Raw genomic sequence first — 17,517 nt, forward strand, 5'->3', positions numbered from 1 at the left:
ATTTCCAGCAAAAGTGCGAAGCCCGGGGGGAAATCAGTCCACTGGACTGATTTCTTATCCCGCTTCGATGCGTGGGATAATGCGATGAAGAAAATACTTAGAGCGGTTCCCACTGCTCTGTTTTTCCGTCCCTCATCCTGAGGAGCGGCCCGAGAATTCGAGGGCCGCGTCTCGAAGGGTCCATCTCCGATCTTTCGAGACGGTATCCTTCGCAAGCTCAAGATACCACCTCAAGATGAGGAAATTGGCAATCGCGGAAAACTTACTCGCCGATCAGGACGCGGATGCGCTCGCTATACTGCTTGCCGAAGGCGAGATGTTCGGGATTGATGTCCTTCAATTCGTCCACCAGCTGCGGCTCGCTCTCCGCATCAGCCGCCGCAAGGCTGCTCATCAGGGCGAAATAGCCCAGGATATAATCACTGGGCGTTATGTTCTGGGCCTTGAGCACTTCCACGACCTGCGGGCGGGATTCAACGCTCTTCACCATCTTGTCGAAAGAAGGCGTGGCGTCCTGTCCTTCCTCTTCCGTCGCCGAAAGTTCCATGCCGCCCAGCTGTTCCTGCACCTTTTCCATGCGCGAGAGGAAATCTTCGCTCAGCTTGAAATTATTGATCTCGGCAGGCGTCTGCTTCGGTGCGACGTCGAGCAGCAGGTCATCGGCAAACGTGACAGTCATCGAACCGGGCAGGGCGACAAGCGAGAGGCCGAGGAAAACGGCGCAGCCTGCAATCTTGAAACGGGATAACACCGTCATTCTTCTAACCTCGAACTGTGGAACGATTCGCGCTCAATACCATATGTCAGAACATATCCTTGCGCTTGCGGATTTCGGCAAACACGGCTTCGTCGGGCGCATCCTGCAAGCCGAGGCGGCTGCGAATGCCTGCATCGTGCCAGCGCAGGAAAGGGTTCGTCGCCATTTCAAGCGCGATGCTTGACGGCAATGTCATGCGATCGGCGGCACGCAGGCGCGCGATCTCTGCGGCACGCTCCTTGAGTGCGGAATTGGCCGGATCGATGGTCAGCGCAAAGCGGGCATTGCTTTCGGTATATTCATGGCCGCAATAGACCGCCGTGTCGCCCGGAAGCGCGATCAGCTTCTGCAGCGACTGGAACATGGTGAGCGGCGTTCCCTCGAAAAGCCGCCCACAACCGAGCGCGAACAGCGTGTCGCCCGTGAAGACGGCTTTCGCGTCGGGAATATAGTAGGAGATTTCGCCCGCCGTATGCCCCGGCGTCGCAATGGCCTTCACCCGGAAGAGCCCGAAGGTGAACTCGTCGCCATCCTTCACGGTCCGGTCGATGCCCGGAATCTTCGTTTCCTCGGCCTTGGGACCGATGATGCCGACCCCGTATTTCGCCTTCAGCGCTTCATTGCCTTCCACATGGTCGAGGTGGTGATGGGTGGTGAAGATGAAGTCGAGCGTCCAGCCGCGCCGTTTCAGCGCCGCCTCGACAGCCGCCGCGTCGGGCGCATCGATGGAAGCGGTGAGCGCGCTTTGCGGATCGTGGATGAGGACGCCGTAATTGTCGCTGCGGCAGATGAACTGTTCGATTTCAAGCCGTGGTGCGATGTCGTTCATGGTGTCCGTCCTCCCGTTACGACGCGGTCTTGTTGTCTTCCGTCAGTGAATGCTTCTGGATAAGCGGCATTTGTAAAAGCGTGAAGACAACGGTGATGGGCATAATGCCCCAGACCTTGAACGATACCCAGGCATCGGTCGAAAAATTCCGCCAGACAAGTTCGTTGACCACGGCGAGGAAGATGAAGAACAGGCCCCAGCGCAGCGTCAGTTTTCTCCAGCCCTCGGCATCGAGACGGAAGGCCGAATCGAAGACATAGCCGAGCAGGGATTTGCCGAAGAAAAGCCCGCCCAGCAGGATCGCGCCGAACAGCGTGTTGACGATGGTGGGCTTCATCTTGATGAAGGTGTCGTTGTGCAGCCAGAGCGTCAACGCGCCGAACACCAGCACGACAATGCCGGAGACGAGCGGCATGATGGGCAGCGTGCGCGTCATCGACCACGAAATGGCAAGCGCGATCACGGTTGCCGCCATGAAGAGGGCTGTCGCCAGAAAGATAGGCGCGCCGATGGACGCCAGCACCGGAAAGCGCTCGATGAGCATTTCACCGCGCGCATTGGCGAAGAAGAAGACCAGAAGCGGCCCCAGTTCCAGCGCCAGCTTCAGGAGCGGCGGGACTTCGCGGCGCTCGACTTCACTTTTCTGCGACGGGTCGCGCTCGAAAACGGGATGCTCCATCAGGCAACTCCTGCGATGGCGCGGGCAAAATCCTTGGCCGCAAAGGGTTCCAGATCGTCGACGCCTTCGCCGACGCCGATGAAATAGATCGGCAGTTTATGCTTGGCCGAAATGGCTACCAGAATGCCGCCGCGCGCGGTTCCGTCAAGCTTGGTCATGACGAGGCCGTTGACGCCCGCGATATTCTTGAAAATCTCGACCTGATTAAGCGCGTTCTGGCCGGTGGTGGCGTCGAGCGTCTGCAACACCGTATGCGGCGCTTCCGGGTCATGCTTGCCCAGAACGCGCACGATCTTGGCAAGCTCGTCCATCAGTTCGGCCTTGTTCTGCAAGCGTCCCGCCGTATCGATGATCAGCACATCGCTGCCCGCTTCCTTGGCCTTTTCCCATGCATCATAGGCAAGCCCCGCCGCGTCGGCGCCGAGCTTGGAGGAGACGACCGGCGAGCCGGTACGCTCGCCCCATATATGCAGTTGCTCGATCGCGGCTGCGCGGAACGTATCGCCTGCCGCGAGCATGACCTTGAGGCCGCCAGCGGTGAGCTTTGCCGCAAGCTTGCCGATGGTCGTCGTCTTGCCGGTGCCGTTGACGCCGACGACGAGGATCACATGCGGCTTGTGCGACAGGTCAAGTTCCAGCGGCTTTGCCACCGGGCCCAGAACCTTTTCGATTTCCGCGCCCATGATGGTGCGCACTTCCTCGCCCGTCACGTCCTTGCCGTAGCGCCCCGAGGCAAGCGCGTCGGTGACGCGCATGGCGGTTTCAAGCCCGAGATCGGCCTGGATCAGCACGTCTTCGAGATCCTGCAGCGTATCGCCATCGAGCTTGCGCTTGGTGAAAATGCCGCCGATGGATTCGCTGAGTGAATTCGATGAACGGAGCAGGCCGCGACGCAGCCGCTCGAACCAGGACAGCTTGGGTTCAGGCGCCGCCTCAACCGGCGCTTCTTCCTTGTGTTCCTCGACGGCCTTGGCGACCTTTACCTTCTTGGGCTTCGCCGCCTCCGGCTGAGCTGCGGGTTCGGCTGCTTCTTCCTTAACTACAGGGGCATCAGGAGCTTTTGCGACTTCGGGCTGCTCGGGTTCGGAGACCGGTTCCGGCCCAGGCTCAACAACAGGCTCAACAACCGGTTCTGGCGCAGGTGCCTCGACCGCGATGGGTTCCATCACCGGAGGCTGTTCGATCGGGATTTCGATCTCGGCGACCGGATGTTCCGCTTTCGCCTTTTCCTCCTCAACCGTTTCAGAGGCAGGCTCTTCCATCGGCTCTGGCTCGCGGGCGATCACCGGCATTTCCGGTTCGGAAATGACCACTTCGACGGCGGTGTCTTGCGTTTCTTCAGACGCTGCGGCGGTTTCAGGAAGTTCTGTTTCCAAAGCCGCTTCCACGGCATCGGGGGCCGGTTGTTCGACCGGTTTTTCCTCGACCTCCTTCTTGCCGAAGGAGAACATTTTCTTGATGAAACCCATTGCCATGAATTCTGATGCCCTTAAGCTTCAAGCCGCTTGCGGCTCTGCCTGACGGGTGAGGAGTTTTTCACCGTCATGGCCTGTCACGATACGTTCGATGATTTCGCCCGGTGCGCCGCCGTCAACCGATGCCAGCGTAAAGCCTTCGGTGCGCGCAATGCCTTCCTTCTCGACCAGAAGGCGCTGCATGGTGCCATTCAGCGCGCCGAGATGCTTTTCATAGGCACGGTCGCCTTCCGCGCGCAGGCGTGCCGCGCGTTCCTTGACGATTTCGCGCCGCACCTGCGGCATGCGGGCGGCAGGCGTGCCTTCGCGCGCGCTGTAGGGGAAGACGTGCAGGTGGGAGAGGCCGCATTCCTCGACGATTTTCAGCGAGTTCTGGAACATCTCCTCGGTTTCGGTCGGGAAACCGGCGATGATGTCAGCGCCGAAGACGATATCGGGACGAAGCCCGCGCACTGTTTCGCAAAAGCGGATCGAATCGTCGCGCAAGTGGCGGCGCTTCATGCGCTTCAGGATCATGTCGTCGCCCGCCTGCAGCGACAGGTGCAGATGCGGCATCAGCCGCTTTTCATTGGCAATCGCATCCATCAGATCGTCATCCGCCTCGATGGAATCGATGGAGGAAAGACGCAGGCGCTGCAAATCCGGCACCTGATTGAGAACAGTCTTCACCAATTTGCCGAGGCGCAGATTGCCGGGAAGATCGGGACCGTAGGAGGTCATGTCCACGCCGGTCAGCACCACTTCGGCATAGCCATTGCCGACGAGACGCCTGACCTGGTCCACCACCGCACCCATCGGAACCGAGCGGGAATTGCCGCGGCCATAGGGAATAATGCAGAAGGTGCAGCGATGGTCGCAGCCGTTCTGCACCTGCACGAAGGCGCGCGCGCGGCCCTCGATGGCATCGACCATATGGCTTGCGGTTTCGCGCACTTCCATGATGTCGTTGACGCGTACTTTCTCGAACTGGTTGACGCCGAAATCCGGCAGCATCCGGTAGGAGTTGGATTTGAGCTTTTCCTCATTGCCGAGAATGAGGTCCACTTCATCCATGGCGGCGAAATTGTCCGCTTCGGTCTGCGCAGCGCAGCCGGTGACGATGATGCGCGCTTCCGGGTTTTCACGGCGTGCCTTGCGGATCGCCTGACGCGCCTGACGCACGGCTTCCGCCGTCACGGCGCAGGTATTGAAGATGATCGCCCCGTCCTTCAACTCGCCCAGTCCGGCGGCGTCGGCTTCGCGCTTCATCACCTCCGATTCATAGGTGTTGAGGCGGCATCCGAATGTGACGACTTCCACCGACATCAGGCTGCACCCCTGTCAGATGGCTTGTGAGACTGGGCGTCGCAGCTCCATTCACCGGTTGCCGGATCGAAAGTGCCGGAAAACTCCCATTCGGCCGGCCCGGTCATGATGACGTGATCGTCGTCACGCCATTCGATCAGGAGAGGACCGCCCGGAACATTGACGGTGACAGTTCGCCCCGTGCGGCGCGTGCGCGCTGCGGAGACGGCTGCGGCGCAGGCGGCGGAACCGCAGGCGCGGGTGAGGCCCGCGCCACGCTCCCATGTGCGCAGGTTCATCGTCTCGGGCGACGTGACCTCGGCAATGGAGATATTGGCGCGTTCCGGGAAGATCGGATGATGTTCCAGAAGCGGTCCGAACTTTTCCAGCTCATAGGACCAGACATCGCGGTCGACCCAGAATATGGCGTGCGGATTGCCCATGGATGCAACCGACGGCGAGTGCAGCACCGGCGCGTCGATGGGGCCGACCTGCAGTTCGATCATGCGCGTATCGCGAAACTCTTCGGCAAGCGGAATGTCCTGCCAATCGAAGCGCGGCTTGCCCATGTCCACCGAAATCAGGCCATCTTCGTGTTCTGTTGCGGTCAGAATTCCGGCGCGGGTCTCGAAGGTAAAGGCCTGCCTGCCGGTTTCGGCGGCCAGCGCCTGCACCACGCAGCGCGTGCCATTGCCGCATGCCTGGGCTTGTGTGCCGTCGCAATTGATGATCGCGATATAGTTGTCGGTTCCCGCTGTACGTGGATCATGGATCGCCATGATCTGATCGAAGGCGGTCTCGCTGTCGCTTGCAAGACGGATCGCGGCTTCAGGCGTGATCCGGTCCGCGCGGCCGCGCATGTCGGCAACGATGATCTGATTGCCGAGCCCGTTCATCTTGGCGAAGGCTGCCCTGGTGGCCATAACTATCGTGGTTCCGTTTTCCTGCGGCTTATGCTCATGAAGCCTATGGGACAATTAGGGTCTATATGGCGGAAAAGCCCGCAAATTGCCAGTACCCGGATGAGATTGGGAAAAGTTGCGGCCCGGAGGTTTCTGCAGAACAGCCCCCAATATCGGAGAAACTGTGGCCTTCCTGTCCCAGTTTCAGGATTATCATGCGGTTTCAAGCGATCTTGAAGGGTTTGGAGGGGAAAAATGACAGTATTCGGTGTTGCTTTTTTAACCATATAGCCATTTTATCGGTCCAATATTGTCACATTGCAGGGCTTCGGTAGGAAGCCCGGGGCATCCCCACCCCTGATGAGAAATGCGGAAATGGAGAACCAGATGGGAATTTCGAAAGCAAGTCTGCTCAGCCTCGCGGCGGCTGGCATTGTCCTGGCCGGGTGCCAGAGCTCCCGGTTCGGCAATCTCGATACGGTTTCGCCACCGCCGCCGCCACCACCCGTAGCCGCCGCTCCGGCTGGCACGGTGCAGAAGGGCAATCTTTCTTCTCCCAATGCTTCGCAGTTCCCGACGGCTCCGACCACGAACCCGAACGCGCAGCCCGGCACGCAGGTTGCAAGCCTGCCGCCGGCTTCCGCGCCCGATCTGACGCCCGGCTCCGTCGCCGGTGTGTGGAACGCATCGCTTGGCGGCCAGAGCTGCAAGATCGCGACGCCGCAGACCAAATATGGCCAGGGCTTCCGCGCCGGTCCGCTGCGCTGCCCCGGTGAACTCGGCAATCTCGCTTCCTGGGCCGTCAACGGCAAGCAGCTCGTTCTCTATGATGTGAATGGCGGCACCGTCGCCTCGCTCTATTCCTCGGGGGCGAGCCGCTTCGACGGACAGACCTCGGGCGGTCAGGCCGTATCGCTCTCGCGCTAAGACATTCTTTCGTTTGGAGCGCATTTCGATCTGATTGAACCAGGTCGGCGCCCAATTGTTTGTTTTGCCGCGCATCTTGCCCGAAAACCGCTTCGCAAGTTTCGGGATGCGCTCTGGAGACAGGCGGATCATCGCAAGATGGTCCGCCGTTTTTGCAATTGAAAGGTTGAACGGAAGCAATCATGTCTTTCGACGGTAATCTGAAAGCCTTCCCCTCCGTCCGCGAACATTACGATGCGATGGTCGCGGCAGGCGATGTGGACGCCGATCCCGCTCAACTCGAACTTACCGTCCGTTACGACCGGCTGATCGAGGAAATCTGCACTCGGCGCCTGTCACGCAAGTCGAGCGCGCTCGGCTGGCTGTTCGGCAAGCGCAAGGAGGCGACGAGCGTCATCAAGGGGCTTTACGTGCACGGCGAGGTTGGGCGCGGCAAGACCATGCTGATGGACATGTTCTTTTCGCTTCTGCCGGTCGAACGCAAGCGCCGCGCGCATTTCAACGATTTCATGGCCGATGTGCATGAGCGCATCTATGCGCACCGCCAGGCGCTGAAGCGCGGCGAGACCAAGCAGGACGATCCGATACCGCCGGTGGCGGACGCGCTCAGCCAACAGGCCTGGGTGCTTTGCTTCGATGAATTCACCGTGACCGACATCGCCGATGCGATGATCCTGTCGCGCCTGTTCAGCGCGCTCTTCGCCCGTGGCGTGGTGCTGGTGGCGACATCCAACGTCGCGCCGGACAATCTTTACCGCGACGGCCTGAACCGGCAGCTCTTCCTGCCCTTCATCGATATTCTCAAGAGCCATGTCGATGTGATCAATCTGGATTCCCGCACCGATTACCGCCTTGAAAAGCTGGACCGCCAGCCGGTCTATCTGTCGCCGCTCGGTGCTGAGACCACCAGGCGCATGGATGCGGCCTGGGCGGCGCAAAAGAATGGCGCGCACGAAAAGCCGGACGTCATCCGCATCAAGGGGCGCGACATCGAGATCGCCCGTTCCGTGCATGGCGCGGCGCGCTTCACTTTCGATGCGCTCTGCACGAAGCCGCTCGGCGCCTCGGACTATATCGCCATCGTCAAGCATTATCCGACGCTGTTCATCGAGGATGTGCCGGTGCTGGACTATGCGCGCCGCAACGAGGCGAAGCGCTTCATCCTGCTGATAGACGTGCTTTACGATCATCATGCGCGGGTGTTCATTTCCGCCGAAGCGCAGCCGGAAAAGCTCTATCTTGCCAGCAAGGGCACGGAGGCCTTCGAGTTCGACCGAACCGCTTCCCGCCTCTTCGAGATGCAGAGCGCGGAATATCTGGCCGAGCCCCCCGGCAAGGCCGGTTGAGGCCTTCCGCGTCCCTCCTCGTCAGGCGGCCCATCATCAGACTGCCACAGACTGGACTTATAAGCCGGGTGGGCTATGTTGCTCACGCAATTCATGCGGAGGCGGGGCGCGTTTGCGCGGCACTTCCGATACGGCGCCTGTCTGGAATCCGGAACCGGTTTCGGACGGGTGTGCGACGCTGTTGGAATTGGCAGCTTGCCGGTCGCTCCCTCGCCGCTTCGTCGGGGATGGTCTGCGACGGCGGGAAGGGTGTTTTTGCCTTGATATTGACAAATTATCTTACGTTTACGTAAGAACCAATAAATCTAACCGATTGAAAACATTGGTCGCAAAATAATGAGTTGAGTTTATCGCCAAAGAGTCCTATCTCGCAGTTCCAACGCTTGAGCGTTTCCGGGGAGGATTCCGGATGGCTTGATGCGTTTCTGGATCAAAAGTGAGGAAAGAAACAATCATGGCACGCAACAAGATTGCCCTCATCGGCTCCGGCATGATCGGCGGCACGCTCGCTCATCTGGCCGGTCTGAAGGAACTCGGCGACGTCGTCCTTTTCGACATTGCGGAAGGCATCCCGCAGGGTAAGGGACTGGACATTGCCGAATCTTCGCCCGTTGACGGTTTTGATGCGAAGTACACCGGCGCCAACGACTACGCTGCAATCGAAGGCGCAGACGTTGTCATCGTGACCGCAGGCGTGCCGCGCAAGCCGGGCATGAGCCGCGACGACCTTCTGGGCATCAACCTCAAGGTGATGGAGCAGGTTGGCGCGGGCATCAAGAAATATGCCCCTGAAGCTTTCGTCATCTGCATCACCAACCCGCTCGACGCCATGGTCTGGGCGCTGCAGAAGTTCTCCGGTCTTCCGGCGCACAAGGTTGTCGGCATGGCCGGCGTTCTCGACAGCGCCCGCTTCCGTTATTTCCTCTCGGAAGAATTCAACGTCTCGGTTGAAGACGTCACGGCATTCGTGCTGGGCGGCCACGGCGACAGCATGGTTCCGCTCGCCCGTTACTCGACCGTTGCCGGCATCCCGCTGCCAGACCTCGTCAAGATGGGCTGGACCAGCCAGGACAAGCTCGACAAGATCATCCAGCGCACCCGTGACGGCGGCGCGGAAATCGTCGGCCTGCTCAAGACCGGTTCGGCTTTCTACGCTCCGGCCTCGTCGGCCATCCAGATGGCTGAATCCTACCTCAAGGACAAGAAGCGCGTCCTGCCGGTCGCTGCCCAGCTTTCCGGCCAGTATGGCGTCAAGGACATGTATGTCGGCGTGCCGACCGTGATCGGCGCCAATGGCGTCGAGCGCATCATCGAAATCGATCTCGACAAGGACGAGAAGGCGCAGTTCGACAAGTCGGTGGCTTCCGTCGCCGGTCTTTGCGAAGCCTGCATCGCCATCGCTCCGTCGCTGAAGTAAATTCCAGACAAGGCCGGATTGCCGCTTGCCTGCGGCTCCGGCCTTTTCCGGCTGTCAATCCGTACCGGTTCCGTTCAATCCCAATATGCAACGGACCGGGAATCCGCAGAGGACAACCAGATGAATATTCACGAATACCAGGCCAAGCGCCTGCTTCACACCTACGGCGCGCCGATCGCCAATGGTGTGGCTGTCTATTCCGTCGAACAGGCGGAAGAATGGGCAAAGACGCTTCCCGGACCGCTTTATGTCGTCAAGAGCCAGATCCATGCTGGCGGACGCGGCAAGGGCAAGTTCAAGGAACTGCCAGCCGATGCAAAGGGCGGCGTGCGCCTCGCCAAGTCTGTCGAGGAAGTGGTTGCCAATGCGAAGGAAATGCTCGGCAACACGCTCGTCACCAAGCAGACCGGCCCTGCCGGCAAGCAGGTCAACCGTCTCTACATCGAAGACGGCGCCGACATTGATCGCGAGCTTTATCTCTCGATCCTGATCGACCGCACCGTTGGTCGTCCGGCTTTCGTCGTTTCGACCGAAGGCGGCATGGACATCGAAGCCGTTGCCGAGGAAACCCCTGAAAAGATCGTCACCGTCGCCATCGACCCTGCCAAGGGCGTGACGGATGAGGACGCCAACAAGCTCGCCGATGCGCTGAAGCTTGAAGGTCAGGCTCGCGAAGACGGCGTCAAGCTGTTCCCGATCCTCTACAAGGCCTTCACCGAGAAGGACATGAGCCTTCTGGAAATCAATCCGCTGATCGTCATGACCGATGGCCGCGTGCGCGTTCTCGACGCCAAGGTGTCGTTCGACGGCAACGCCCTGTTCCGTCATCCCGACATTCAGGAACTGCGCGATCTGTCGGAAGAAGACGAAAAAGAAATCGAAGCTTCCAAGTACGACCTCGCCTATGTCGCGCTCGATGGCAATATCGGCTGCATGGTCAACGGCGCAGGCCTTGCCATGGCAACGATGGACATCATCAAGCTCTACGGCGCAGAACCTGCCAACTTCCTCGACGTTGGCGGTGGCGCTTCCAAGGAGAAGGTGACGGCGGCGTTCAAGATCATCACCGCCGATCCGGCTGTCCAGGGCATTCTGGTCAACATCTTTGGCGGCATCATGAAGTGCGACGTCATCGCTGAAGGCGTGATCGCCGCGGTCAAGGAAGTCGGCCTCAAGGTTCCGCTGGTTGTCCGTCTCGAAGGCACCAATGTCGAACTCGGCAAGAAGATCATCAACGAGAGCGGCCTGAACGTCATTTCGGCCGACGATCTCGACGATGCGGCGCAGAAGATCGTCGCTGCAGTGAAGGGGAATTAAGGCATGTCCATTCTCGTCAACAAGGACACCAAGGTTCTCGTGCAGGGCCTGACCGGCAAGACCGGCACCTTCCACACCGAACAGGCGCTTGCCTATTACGGCACGCAGATGGTCGGTGGCATCCATCCGAAGAAGGGTGGCGAAACCTGGGAAGGCGCCAAGGGCGAAAAGCTGCCGATCTTCGCAACCGTTGCCGAAGCCAAGGAACGCACCGGTGCCGACGCATCCGTGATCTATGTTCCGCCAGCAGGCGCAGCAGACGCGATCATCGAAGCCATCGAAGCTGAAATCCCGTTCATCGTCTGCATCACCGAAGGCATTCCGGTCATGGACATGGTTCGCGTCAAGGAGCGTCTGGAACGCTCGAAGTCGCGCCTGCTCGGACCGAACTGCCCGGGCATCCTGACCCCAGAAGAATGCAAGATCGGCATCATGCCGGGCAATATCTTCAAGAAGGGTTCGGTGGGCGTTGTTTCCCGCTCCGGAACGCTTACCTATGAAGCAGTGTTCCAGACCTCCAACGAAGGCCTCGGCCAGACGACCGCTGTCGGTATCGGCGGCGATCCGGTCAAGGGCACCGAGTTCATCGACGTGCTGGAAATGTTCCTGGCCGACGACGAAACCAAGTCGATCGTCATGATCGGTGAAATCGGCGGTTCGGCTGAAGAAGATGCGGCGCAGTTCCTCAAGGACGAAGCCAAGCGCGGCCGCAAGAAGCCGATGGTCGGCTTCATCGCTGGCCGTACGGCTCCTGCCGGACGCACCATGGGCCATGCTGGCGCCGTGATCTCCGGCGGCAAGGGCGGCGCGGAAGACAAGATTGCCGCCATGGAATCGGCTGGCATTCGCGTGTCGCCGTCGCCGGCGCAGCTCGGCAAGACGCTGGTCGAAGTCCTCAAGGGCTGAGATCGCGTAACGATCTGAATATCCCGGCTGCGGCGAAAGCCGCTGCCGGGTTTGGCATAAGAGCGGGTCATGTGATCCGGTTAGAGGGACGGATATCCGTTCCGACGCGTAGAGTTTAGTCATGCCGGGGTCTGTAGCGGTTCCTCCCCGGCGGCGTGAGGGATGAAGTTTCAAACTTCCGGCCCGCGCAAGATGAGCCACTGACAAGGAGACGGAGCGCTGCTCCGGATAGGCTATGGCAAGGCAAGAACAAGCCAACGACGTTTTCGCCCTTACCTCATTCCTCTATGGCGGCAATGCCGACTATATCGAGGAGCTGTACGCCAAATATGAGGACGATCCGAATTCGGTCGATCCGCAGTGGCGCGATTTCTTCGCGAAGCTGGGCGATAATGCCGACGATGTGAAAAAGAACGCTGAAGGCGCGTCCTGGACCAGGAAGAACTGGCCGATTGCAGCCAATGGCGAACTGATTTCCGCGCTCGATGGCAACTGGGCCGAAGTCGAGAAGCACGTCACCGACAAGCTGAAGGGCAAGGCGGCAAAGGGCGAAGCGAAGGGCGCGACCGGCGCAGCGCTGACCAGCGAAGAGATCACGCAGGCTGCACGCGACAGCGTTCGCGCCATCATGATGATCCGCGCCTATCGCATGCGCGGCCATCTGCACGCCAATCTCGATCCGCTCGGTCTCTCCGAAAAGCCGAACGATTACAACGAGCTGGAACCGGAAAACTACGGTTTCACGCCTGCCGACTACAACCGCAAGATCTTTATCGACAACGTGCTCGGCCTCGAATATGCGACCGTGCCGGAAATGCTCGACATCCTGAAGCGCACCTATTGCGGCACGATCGGCGTCGAATTCATGCATATCTCCGATCCGGCTGAAAAGGCCTGGATTCAGGAACGCATCGAAGGCCCGGACAAAAAGGTTGCTTTCACGCCGGAAGGCAAGAAGGCCATCCTGTCGAAGCTTATCGAAGCGGAAGGCTTCGAGCAGTTCATCGACGTCAAGTACAAGGGCACCAAGCGTTTCGGCCTCGATGGCGGTGAATCGCTGATCCCCGCGCTGGAACAGATCGTCAAGCGCGGCGGCGCCATGGGCGTCAAGGAAATCATCTTCGGCATGGCCCACCGTGGCCGTCTGAACGTGCTCAGCCAGGTCATGGGCAAGCCGCATCGCGCCATCTTCCACGAGTTCAAGGGCGGCTCCTACGCGCCGGACGACGTGGAAGGTTCGGGCGACGTGAAGTACCATCTGGGCGCTTCGTCGGACCGTGAGTTCGACGGCAACAAGGTTCACCTGTCGCTGACCGCCAACCCGTCGCACCTTGAAATCGTCAACCCGGTCGTCATGGGCAAGGCCCGCGCCAAGCAGGACCTGCTGGCCGGTCGCACCCGCGACGACATGGTTCCGCTTGCAACTCGCGCCAAGGTTCTGCCGCTGCTGCTGCACGGTGATGCCGCCTTTGCCGGTCAGGGCGTCGTGGCCGAGTGCCTCGGCCTTTCGGGCCTGAAGGGCCACCGCGTTGCCGGTACGGTCCATTTCATCATCAACAACCAGATCGGTTTCACCACCAATCCGGCCTTCTCGCGTTCGTCGCCTTATCCGTCGGATGTGGCGAAGATGATCGAAGCGCCGATCTTCCACGTCAATGGCGACGATCCGGAAGCCGTGGTGTTTGCAGCCAAGGTTGCGACCGAATTCCGCATGACCTTCCACAAGCCGGTGGTCATCGACATGTTCTGCTATCGCCGCTTCGGTCACAACGAAGGCGACGAGCCGTCCTTCACCCAGCCGCTGATGTACAAGGCGATCCGCGGGCACAAGACCACGGTTCAGCTCTACAGCGAAAAGCTGATCGCCGAAGGCCTGATCAAGCAGGAAGAAATCGACCAGATGAAAGCGCAGTGGCGCGAAAATCTGGAAGCCGAATTCGAAGCCGGACAGAGCTACAAGCCGAACAAGGCCGACTGGCTGGACGGCGCATGGGCTGGTCTGCGTACTGCCGACAACGCCGACGAACAGCGCCGCGGCAAGACCGCCGTGCCGATGAAGACGCTCAAGGAAATCGGCAAGAAGCTGGTTGAAGTGCCGAAGGACTTCCACGTCCACCGCACGATCCAGCGCTTCCTCGACAACCGCGCCAAGATGATGGAAACGGGCGAGGGGATCGACTGGGCGACGGCGGAATCGCTGGCGTTCGGTTCGCTGGTTGCCGAAGGCAGCCCGATCCGCCTGTCGGGTCAGGACGTCGAGCGCGGCACCTTCTCGCAGCGCCATACGGTTCTCTACGATCAGGAAACCCAGAACCGCTACATCCCGCTCAACAATATCCAGAAGGGTCAGGCGATCTACGAGGCCATCAATTCGATGCTCTCCGAAGAAGCGGTGCTCGGCTACGAATACGGTTATTCGCTGTCCGATCCGCGCGCTCTGGTCCTGTGGGAAGCCCAGTTCGGCGACTTCGCCAATGGTGCACAGGTCGTGTTCGACCAGTTCATCTCGTCGGGCGAACGCAAGTGGCTGCGCATGTCCGGCCTCGTCTGCCTCCTGCCGCACGGCTATGAAGGCCAGGGTCCGGAACACTCTTCCGCTCGTCTGGAACGCTATCTCCAGCTCTGCGCCGAAGACAACATGCAGGTGGCGAACGTCACGACGCCGGCCAACTACTTCCACATCCTGCGCCGCCAGATGAAGCGCGACTTCCGCAAGCCGCTCATCATGATGACGCCGAAGTCGCTGCTGCGCCACAAGCGCGCCGTTTCGACGCTGGCCGAAATGTCGGGCGAATCCTCGTTCCACCGCCTGCTGTGGGACGATGCGCAGTACAACAAGGACGAAGGCATCAAGCTCCAGAAGGATGCAAAGATCCGTCGCGTCGTTCTCTGCTCGGGCAAGGTCTATTACGACCTTTACGAAGAGCGCGAAAAGCGCGGCATCGACGACGTCTACCTGCTGCGCGTGGAACAGCTCTATCCGTTCCCGGCCAAGGCGCTCATCAACGAGCTGTCGCGGTTCCGTCAGGCGGAAATGGTCTGGTGCCAGGAAGAGCCGAAGAACATGGGTGCATGGTCGTTCATCGACCCGTATCTGGAATGGGTGCTCGCTCATATCGACGCCAAGCATCAGCGCGTGCGCTATGCGGGCCGTCCGGCCGCAGCATCGCCTGCAACGGGCCTGATGTCGAAGCATCTTGCACAGCTTGCCGCTTTCCTTGAGGATGCGCTCGGCTGAGCGCCGACCGGCAATTCACATCGAACGAACTTTAAAGACTGAAGATCAACGGAAGAAGAAACCATGGCTACCGAAATTCGCGTTCCCACGCTTGGGGAGTCCGTTACCGAGGCAACCATCGGAAAGTGGTTCAAGAAGGTTGGCGATGCCGTCGCTATCGACGAACCGCTGGTGGAACTGGAAACCGACAAGGTGACAGTGGAAGTTCCGGCTGCTGCTGCTGGCGTGCTGGCCGAGATCGTGGCCAAGGAAGGCGACACGGTCGAAGTCAATGCGCTTCTCGGCCAGATTTCCGGTGACGGCGCTGCCGCCGCTGCGGCCCCGGCTGCGAAGAAGGAAGAAGCCAAGCCTGCCGCTGCCGCTCCTGCTGCTGCGGCGCCAGCCGCTTCCGCCTCGTCCGGCCCGGCCATGCAGCCTGCTCCGGCAGCCTCCAAGCTGCTTGCTGAAAACAACCTTTCCGCCGATCAGGTGGAAGGTTCGGGCAAGCGCGGCCAGGTGCTGAAGGGCGATGTGCTTGACGCTATTGCAAAAGGTGTTTCGGCTGCTCCTGCCGCCGCCGCACCGGCTGCTGCCCGCCCGGCGTCGCCAGCTGACGACGCATCGCGCGAAGAACGCGTGAAGATGACCCGCCTGCGCCAGACGATCGCCAAGCGTCTGAAGGATGCTCAGAACACTGCCGCCATGCTGACGACCTACAACGAAGTCGACATGTCAGCGGTGATGGAACTGCGCACCAAGTACAAGGACATCTTCGAAAAGAAGCATGGCGTGAAGCTTGGCTTCATGGGCTTCTTTACCAAGGCCGTGACGCATGCGCTGAAGGAAATCCCGGCGGTCAACGCCGAGATCGACGGCACCGACATCATCTACAAGAACTTCGCCCATGTCGGCATGGCCGTCGGCACGGACAAGGGTCTCGTGGTTCCGGTCATCCGTGACGCCGACAGCATGTCGATCGCGGAAATCGAAAAGGAACTGGGACGTCTGGCCAAGGCGGCTCGCGACGGTTCGCTGTCCATGGCCGACATGCAGGGCGGCACGTTCACCATCACCAATGGCGGCGTGTACGGTTCGCTGATGTCCTCGCCGATCCTGAACGCTCCGCAGTCGGGCATTCTCGGCATGCACAAGATCCAGGACCGTCCTGTTGTCGTCGGCGGCCAGATCGTGATCCGCCCGATGATGTATCTGGCGCTTTCCTACGATCACCGCATCGTGGACGGCAAGGAAGCTGTGACCTTCCTCGTGCGCGTCAAGGAAAGCCTGGAAGATCCGGAACGTCTGGTTCTCGATCTCTAAGGAAGAACGATGGAGCCGGGCCTCTTCTCCGCATCCCCGTTCCTGCCGCTGATCGGCGGGAGCGTCGTCCTGCTGGTGGTTCATATCCTCCTGCAGGGCTTTGCGGCAACGAAGGAACTCGGCTCCCGGTGGAATGCCGGTCCGCGCGACGAGGGGCTGAAACCCTCCGGCAAGTTTGCCGGTCGCGCGGAACGGGCCTCCGCCAATTTCCGCGAGACCTATCCGGCCTTCATCGGTCTGGCGCTGGCGCTCGTGCTGAAAGGCGACCCGTCCGGGTGGGGTATCCTCGGGGCGTGGCTCTGGTTGTTGGGCCGCATCGTCTATATCCCGCTTTATCTGGCGGGCATTCCCTATTTCCGTTCCTTCGTCTGGCTCATCAGCCTGATGGGGCTCGGTATCATGCTTCTGGCTTTGGTTCTGTGATGACAGCCTGCACGTGAAACACGCGCAACGAAGGAAACACGATGCATCCCTATCTTTTCGAACTTGCATCCCTGATGGCGATCTTCGTCTTCGCCATCGTTTCCCCCGGCGCTGATCTTGCGATGGTCATCCGGCAATCGCTGCTGCATGGCCGCCGTGAAGCGATCATCACGAGCTTCGGTATCGGTACCGCCCTGATGATGCATGTCACCTATACGGTGCTCGGGCTCGGGCTCATCATTTCCAAGTCGATCTACCTGTTCAACATCGTCAAATGGTGCGGCGTGGCCTATCTGGTCTATATCGGCATCAAGGCGCTGCGAGCTGGCACGACGAAGATCGACGTGGAGGCTTCGCCAAAGGAGCCGCGCAAGCAGCAGAGCTTCGCCAGGGCCTTCGGCCTCGGCTTTGCCGCCAATGCGCTGAACCCCAAGGCAGTGTTCTTCTTTTTGTCGATTTTCTCCACGGTCGTTCATGCCCATACGCCGACGGAGGTGAAGCTCGGTTATGGCGTCGTGATGGCGACCGCGCTGATCTCCTGGTTCGTCGGCGTCAGCCTTTTCATGACGACACCGAAGATGCGCGCGGCCTTCTCGCGCGCCTCGAAGTGGATCGATCGCGCCAGCGGAGTTGTGTTCATCGCGTTGGGGCTTAAACTTGCCACCGAAAAGGCTATGTAATCCTTATCTTCGCAAGCCGAGGATTCGCTGCCGGAAAA

Annotated in this window: 15 protein-coding genes; 9 read left to right on the forward strand and 6 right to left on the reverse strand. The window is 60.2% G+C overall.

The window, feature by feature from the left end:
• Nucleotides 1-262: 262 nt before the first annotated feature.
• Genes JNC63_RS14420 through dapF form a run of 6 tightly spaced genes read right to left on the reverse strand, consistent with a single transcriptional unit; the run spans nucleotide 263 to nucleotide 5,947 of the window.
• On the reverse strand, nucleotides 263-757 hold the full coding sequence (locus tag JNC63_RS14420; protein WP_021587499.1) for a hypothetical protein: 495 nt from the start codon (nucleotides 755-757) through the stop codon (nucleotides 263-265).
• A gap of 46 nt (nucleotides 758-803) precedes the next feature.
• Entirely contained in the window at nucleotides 804-1,586 is a 783-nt protein-coding gene (gene gloB, locus JNC63_RS14425; RefSeq protein WP_025089914.1) for a hydroxyacylglutathione hydrolase, read from the reverse strand.
• Nucleotides 1,587-1,602: 16 nt separating this feature from the next.
• Nucleotides 1,603-2,265, reverse strand: coding sequence for a septation protein A (locus JNC63_RS14430; protein ID WP_006470971.1), 663 nt, complete (start codon nucleotides 2,263-2,265; stop codon nucleotides 1,603-1,605).
• A complete protein-coding gene (gene ftsY, locus JNC63_RS14435; RefSeq protein ID WP_063619774.1) occupies nucleotides 2,265-3,740 on the reverse strand; it encodes a signal recognition particle-docking protein FtsY in 1,476 nt (491 codons plus the stop codon). Before ftsY ends, JNC63_RS14430 begins: the two co-directional genes overlap by 1 nt.
• A 21-nt stretch (nucleotides 3,741-3,761) precedes the next feature.
• The gene (gene mtaB, locus JNC63_RS14440; protein WP_063619773.1) at nucleotides 3,762-5,045 is read right to left on the reverse strand and encodes a tRNA (N(6)-L-threonylcarbamoyladenosine(37)-C(2))-methylthiotransferase MtaB; all 1,284 of its coding nucleotides are present in this window, start codon (nucleotides 5,043-5,045) and stop codon (nucleotides 3,762-3,764) included.
• Nucleotides 5,045-5,947, reverse strand: coding sequence for a diaminopimelate epimerase (gene dapF, locus JNC63_RS14445; RefSeq protein ID WP_063619772.1), 903 nt, complete (start codon nucleotides 5,945-5,947; stop codon nucleotides 5,045-5,047). The genes mtaB and dapF overlap by 1 nt, the downstream gene beginning before the upstream one ends.
• A 366-nt stretch (nucleotides 5,948-6,313) precedes the next feature.
• On the opposite strand from dapF, the gene JNC63_RS14450 reads away from it, so the two are divergent.
• The 9 genes from JNC63_RS14450 to JNC63_RS14490 all read left to right on the forward strand — a co-directional run bounded on the left by JNC63_RS14450 (nucleotide 6,314) and on the right by JNC63_RS14490 (nucleotide 17,479).
• Nucleotides 6,314-6,853: a protease inhibitor Inh/omp19 family protein gene (locus JNC63_RS14450; protein WP_063619771.1), complete on the forward strand. Its 540-nt coding sequence runs from the start codon at nucleotides 6,314-6,316 to the stop codon at nucleotides 6,851-6,853.
• A 182-nt stretch (nucleotides 6,854-7,035) separates the two neighbouring features.
• Nucleotides 7,036-8,199 (forward strand): cell division protein ZapE, encoded by a 1,164-nt coding sequence (zapE, locus tag JNC63_RS14455; protein ID WP_063619770.1) that lies wholly within the window; start codon nucleotides 7,036-7,038, stop codon nucleotides 8,197-8,199.
• A gap of 454 nt (nucleotides 8,200-8,653) precedes the next feature.
• A complete protein-coding gene (gene mdh / locus JNC63_RS14460) occupies nucleotides 8,654-9,616 on the forward strand; it encodes a malate dehydrogenase (protein ID WP_006470965.1) in 963 nt (320 codons plus the stop codon).
• A gap of 120 nt (nucleotides 9,617-9,736) precedes the next feature.
• Nucleotides 9,737-10,933 (forward strand): ADP-forming succinate--CoA ligase subunit beta, encoded by a 1,197-nt coding sequence (gene sucC / locus JNC63_RS14465; RefSeq protein ID WP_006470964.1) that lies wholly within the window; start codon nucleotides 9,737-9,739, stop codon nucleotides 10,931-10,933.
• A gap of 3 nt (nucleotides 10,934-10,936) precedes the next feature.
• On the forward strand, nucleotides 10,937-11,839 hold the full coding sequence (gene sucD / locus JNC63_RS14470; RefSeq protein ID WP_006467990.1) for a succinate--CoA ligase subunit alpha: 903 nt from the start codon (nucleotides 10,937-10,939) through the stop codon (nucleotides 11,837-11,839).
• A gap of 235 nt (nucleotides 11,840-12,074) precedes the next feature.
• Nucleotides 12,075-15,077, forward strand: a complete 3,003-nt coding sequence (locus tag JNC63_RS14475) for a 2-oxoglutarate dehydrogenase E1 component (protein ID WP_006467989.1) — start codon at nucleotides 12,075-12,077, stop codon at nucleotides 15,075-15,077.
• 63 nt (nucleotides 15,078-15,140) lie between these two features.
• On the forward strand, nucleotides 15,141-16,376 hold the full coding sequence (odhB, locus tag JNC63_RS14480) for a 2-oxoglutarate dehydrogenase complex dihydrolipoyllysine-residue succinyltransferase (protein ID WP_063619769.1): 1,236 nt from the start codon (nucleotides 15,141-15,143) through the stop codon (nucleotides 16,374-16,376).
• Nucleotides 16,377-16,385: 9 nt separating this feature from the next.
• Nucleotides 16,386-16,799, forward strand: a complete 414-nt coding sequence (locus JNC63_RS14485) for an MAPEG family protein (RefSeq protein ID WP_063619768.1) — start codon at nucleotides 16,386-16,388, stop codon at nucleotides 16,797-16,799.
• Nucleotides 16,800-16,840: 41 nt separating this feature from the next.
• On the forward strand, nucleotides 16,841-17,479 hold the full coding sequence (locus tag JNC63_RS14490; RefSeq protein WP_063619767.1) for a LysE family translocator: 639 nt from the start codon (nucleotides 16,841-16,843) through the stop codon (nucleotides 17,477-17,479).
• Nucleotides 17,480-17,517: the final 38 nt, after the last annotated feature.

Origin of the sequence: Brucella ciceri, assembly GCF_041930145.1 — a bacterium.
GTDB lineage: Bacteria > Pseudomonadota > Alphaproteobacteria > Rhizobiales > Rhizobiaceae > Brucella > Brucella intermedia.

Excerpts from the sequence above, each read along its gene's own strand:
- JNC63_RS14475 (WP_006467989.1), top strand. The coding sequence starts at position 12,075 with ATGGCAAGGCAAGAACAAGCCAACGACGTTTTCGCCCTTACCTCATTC.
- dapF (WP_063619772.1), bottom strand. The coding sequence starts at position 5,947 with ATGGCCACCAGGGCAGCCTTCGCCAAGATGAACGGGCTCGGCAATCAG.
- ftsY (WP_063619774.1), bottom strand. The coding sequence starts at position 3,740 with ATGGCAATGGGTTTCATCAAGAAAATGTTCTCCTTCGGCAAGAAGGAG.
- JNC63_RS14490 (WP_063619767.1), top strand. The coding sequence starts at position 16,841 with ATGCATCCCTATCTTTTCGAACTTGCATCCCTGATGGCGATCTTCGTC.
- sucC (WP_006470964.1), top strand. The coding sequence starts at position 9,737 with ATGAATATTCACGAATACCAGGCCAAGCGCCTGCTTCACACCTACGGC.
- odhB (WP_063619769.1), top strand. The coding sequence starts at position 15,141 with ATGGCTACCGAAATTCGCGTTCCCACGCTTGGGGAGTCCGTTACCGAG.
- zapE (WP_063619770.1), top strand. The coding sequence starts at position 7,036 with ATGTCTTTCGACGGTAATCTGAAAGCCTTCCCCTCCGTCCGCGAACAT.
- gloB (WP_025089914.1), bottom strand. The coding sequence starts at position 1,586 with ATGAACGACATCGCACCACGGCTTGAAATCGAACAGTTCATCTGCCGC.
- JNC63_RS14450 (WP_063619771.1), top strand. The coding sequence starts at position 6,314 with ATGGGAATTTCGAAAGCAAGTCTGCTCAGCCTCGCGGCGGCTGGCATT.
- mtaB (WP_063619773.1), bottom strand. The coding sequence starts at position 5,045 with ATGTCGGTGGAAGTCGTCACATTCGGATGCCGCCTCAACACCTATGAA.
- sucD (WP_006467990.1), top strand. The coding sequence starts at position 10,937 with ATGTCCATTCTCGTCAACAAGGACACCAAGGTTCTCGTGCAGGGCCTG.
- JNC63_RS14430 (WP_006470971.1), bottom strand. The coding sequence starts at position 2,265 with ATGGAGCATCCCGTTTTCGAGCGCGACCCGTCGCAGAAAAGTGAAGTC.
- JNC63_RS14485 (WP_063619768.1), top strand. The coding sequence starts at position 16,386 with ATGGAGCCGGGCCTCTTCTCCGCATCCCCGTTCCTGCCGCTGATCGGC.
- JNC63_RS14420 (WP_021587499.1), bottom strand. The coding sequence starts at position 757 with ATGACGGTGTTATCCCGTTTCAAGATTGCAGGCTGCGCCGTTTTCCTC.
- mdh (WP_006470965.1), top strand. The coding sequence starts at position 8,654 with ATGGCACGCAACAAGATTGCCCTCATCGGCTCCGGCATGATCGGCGGC.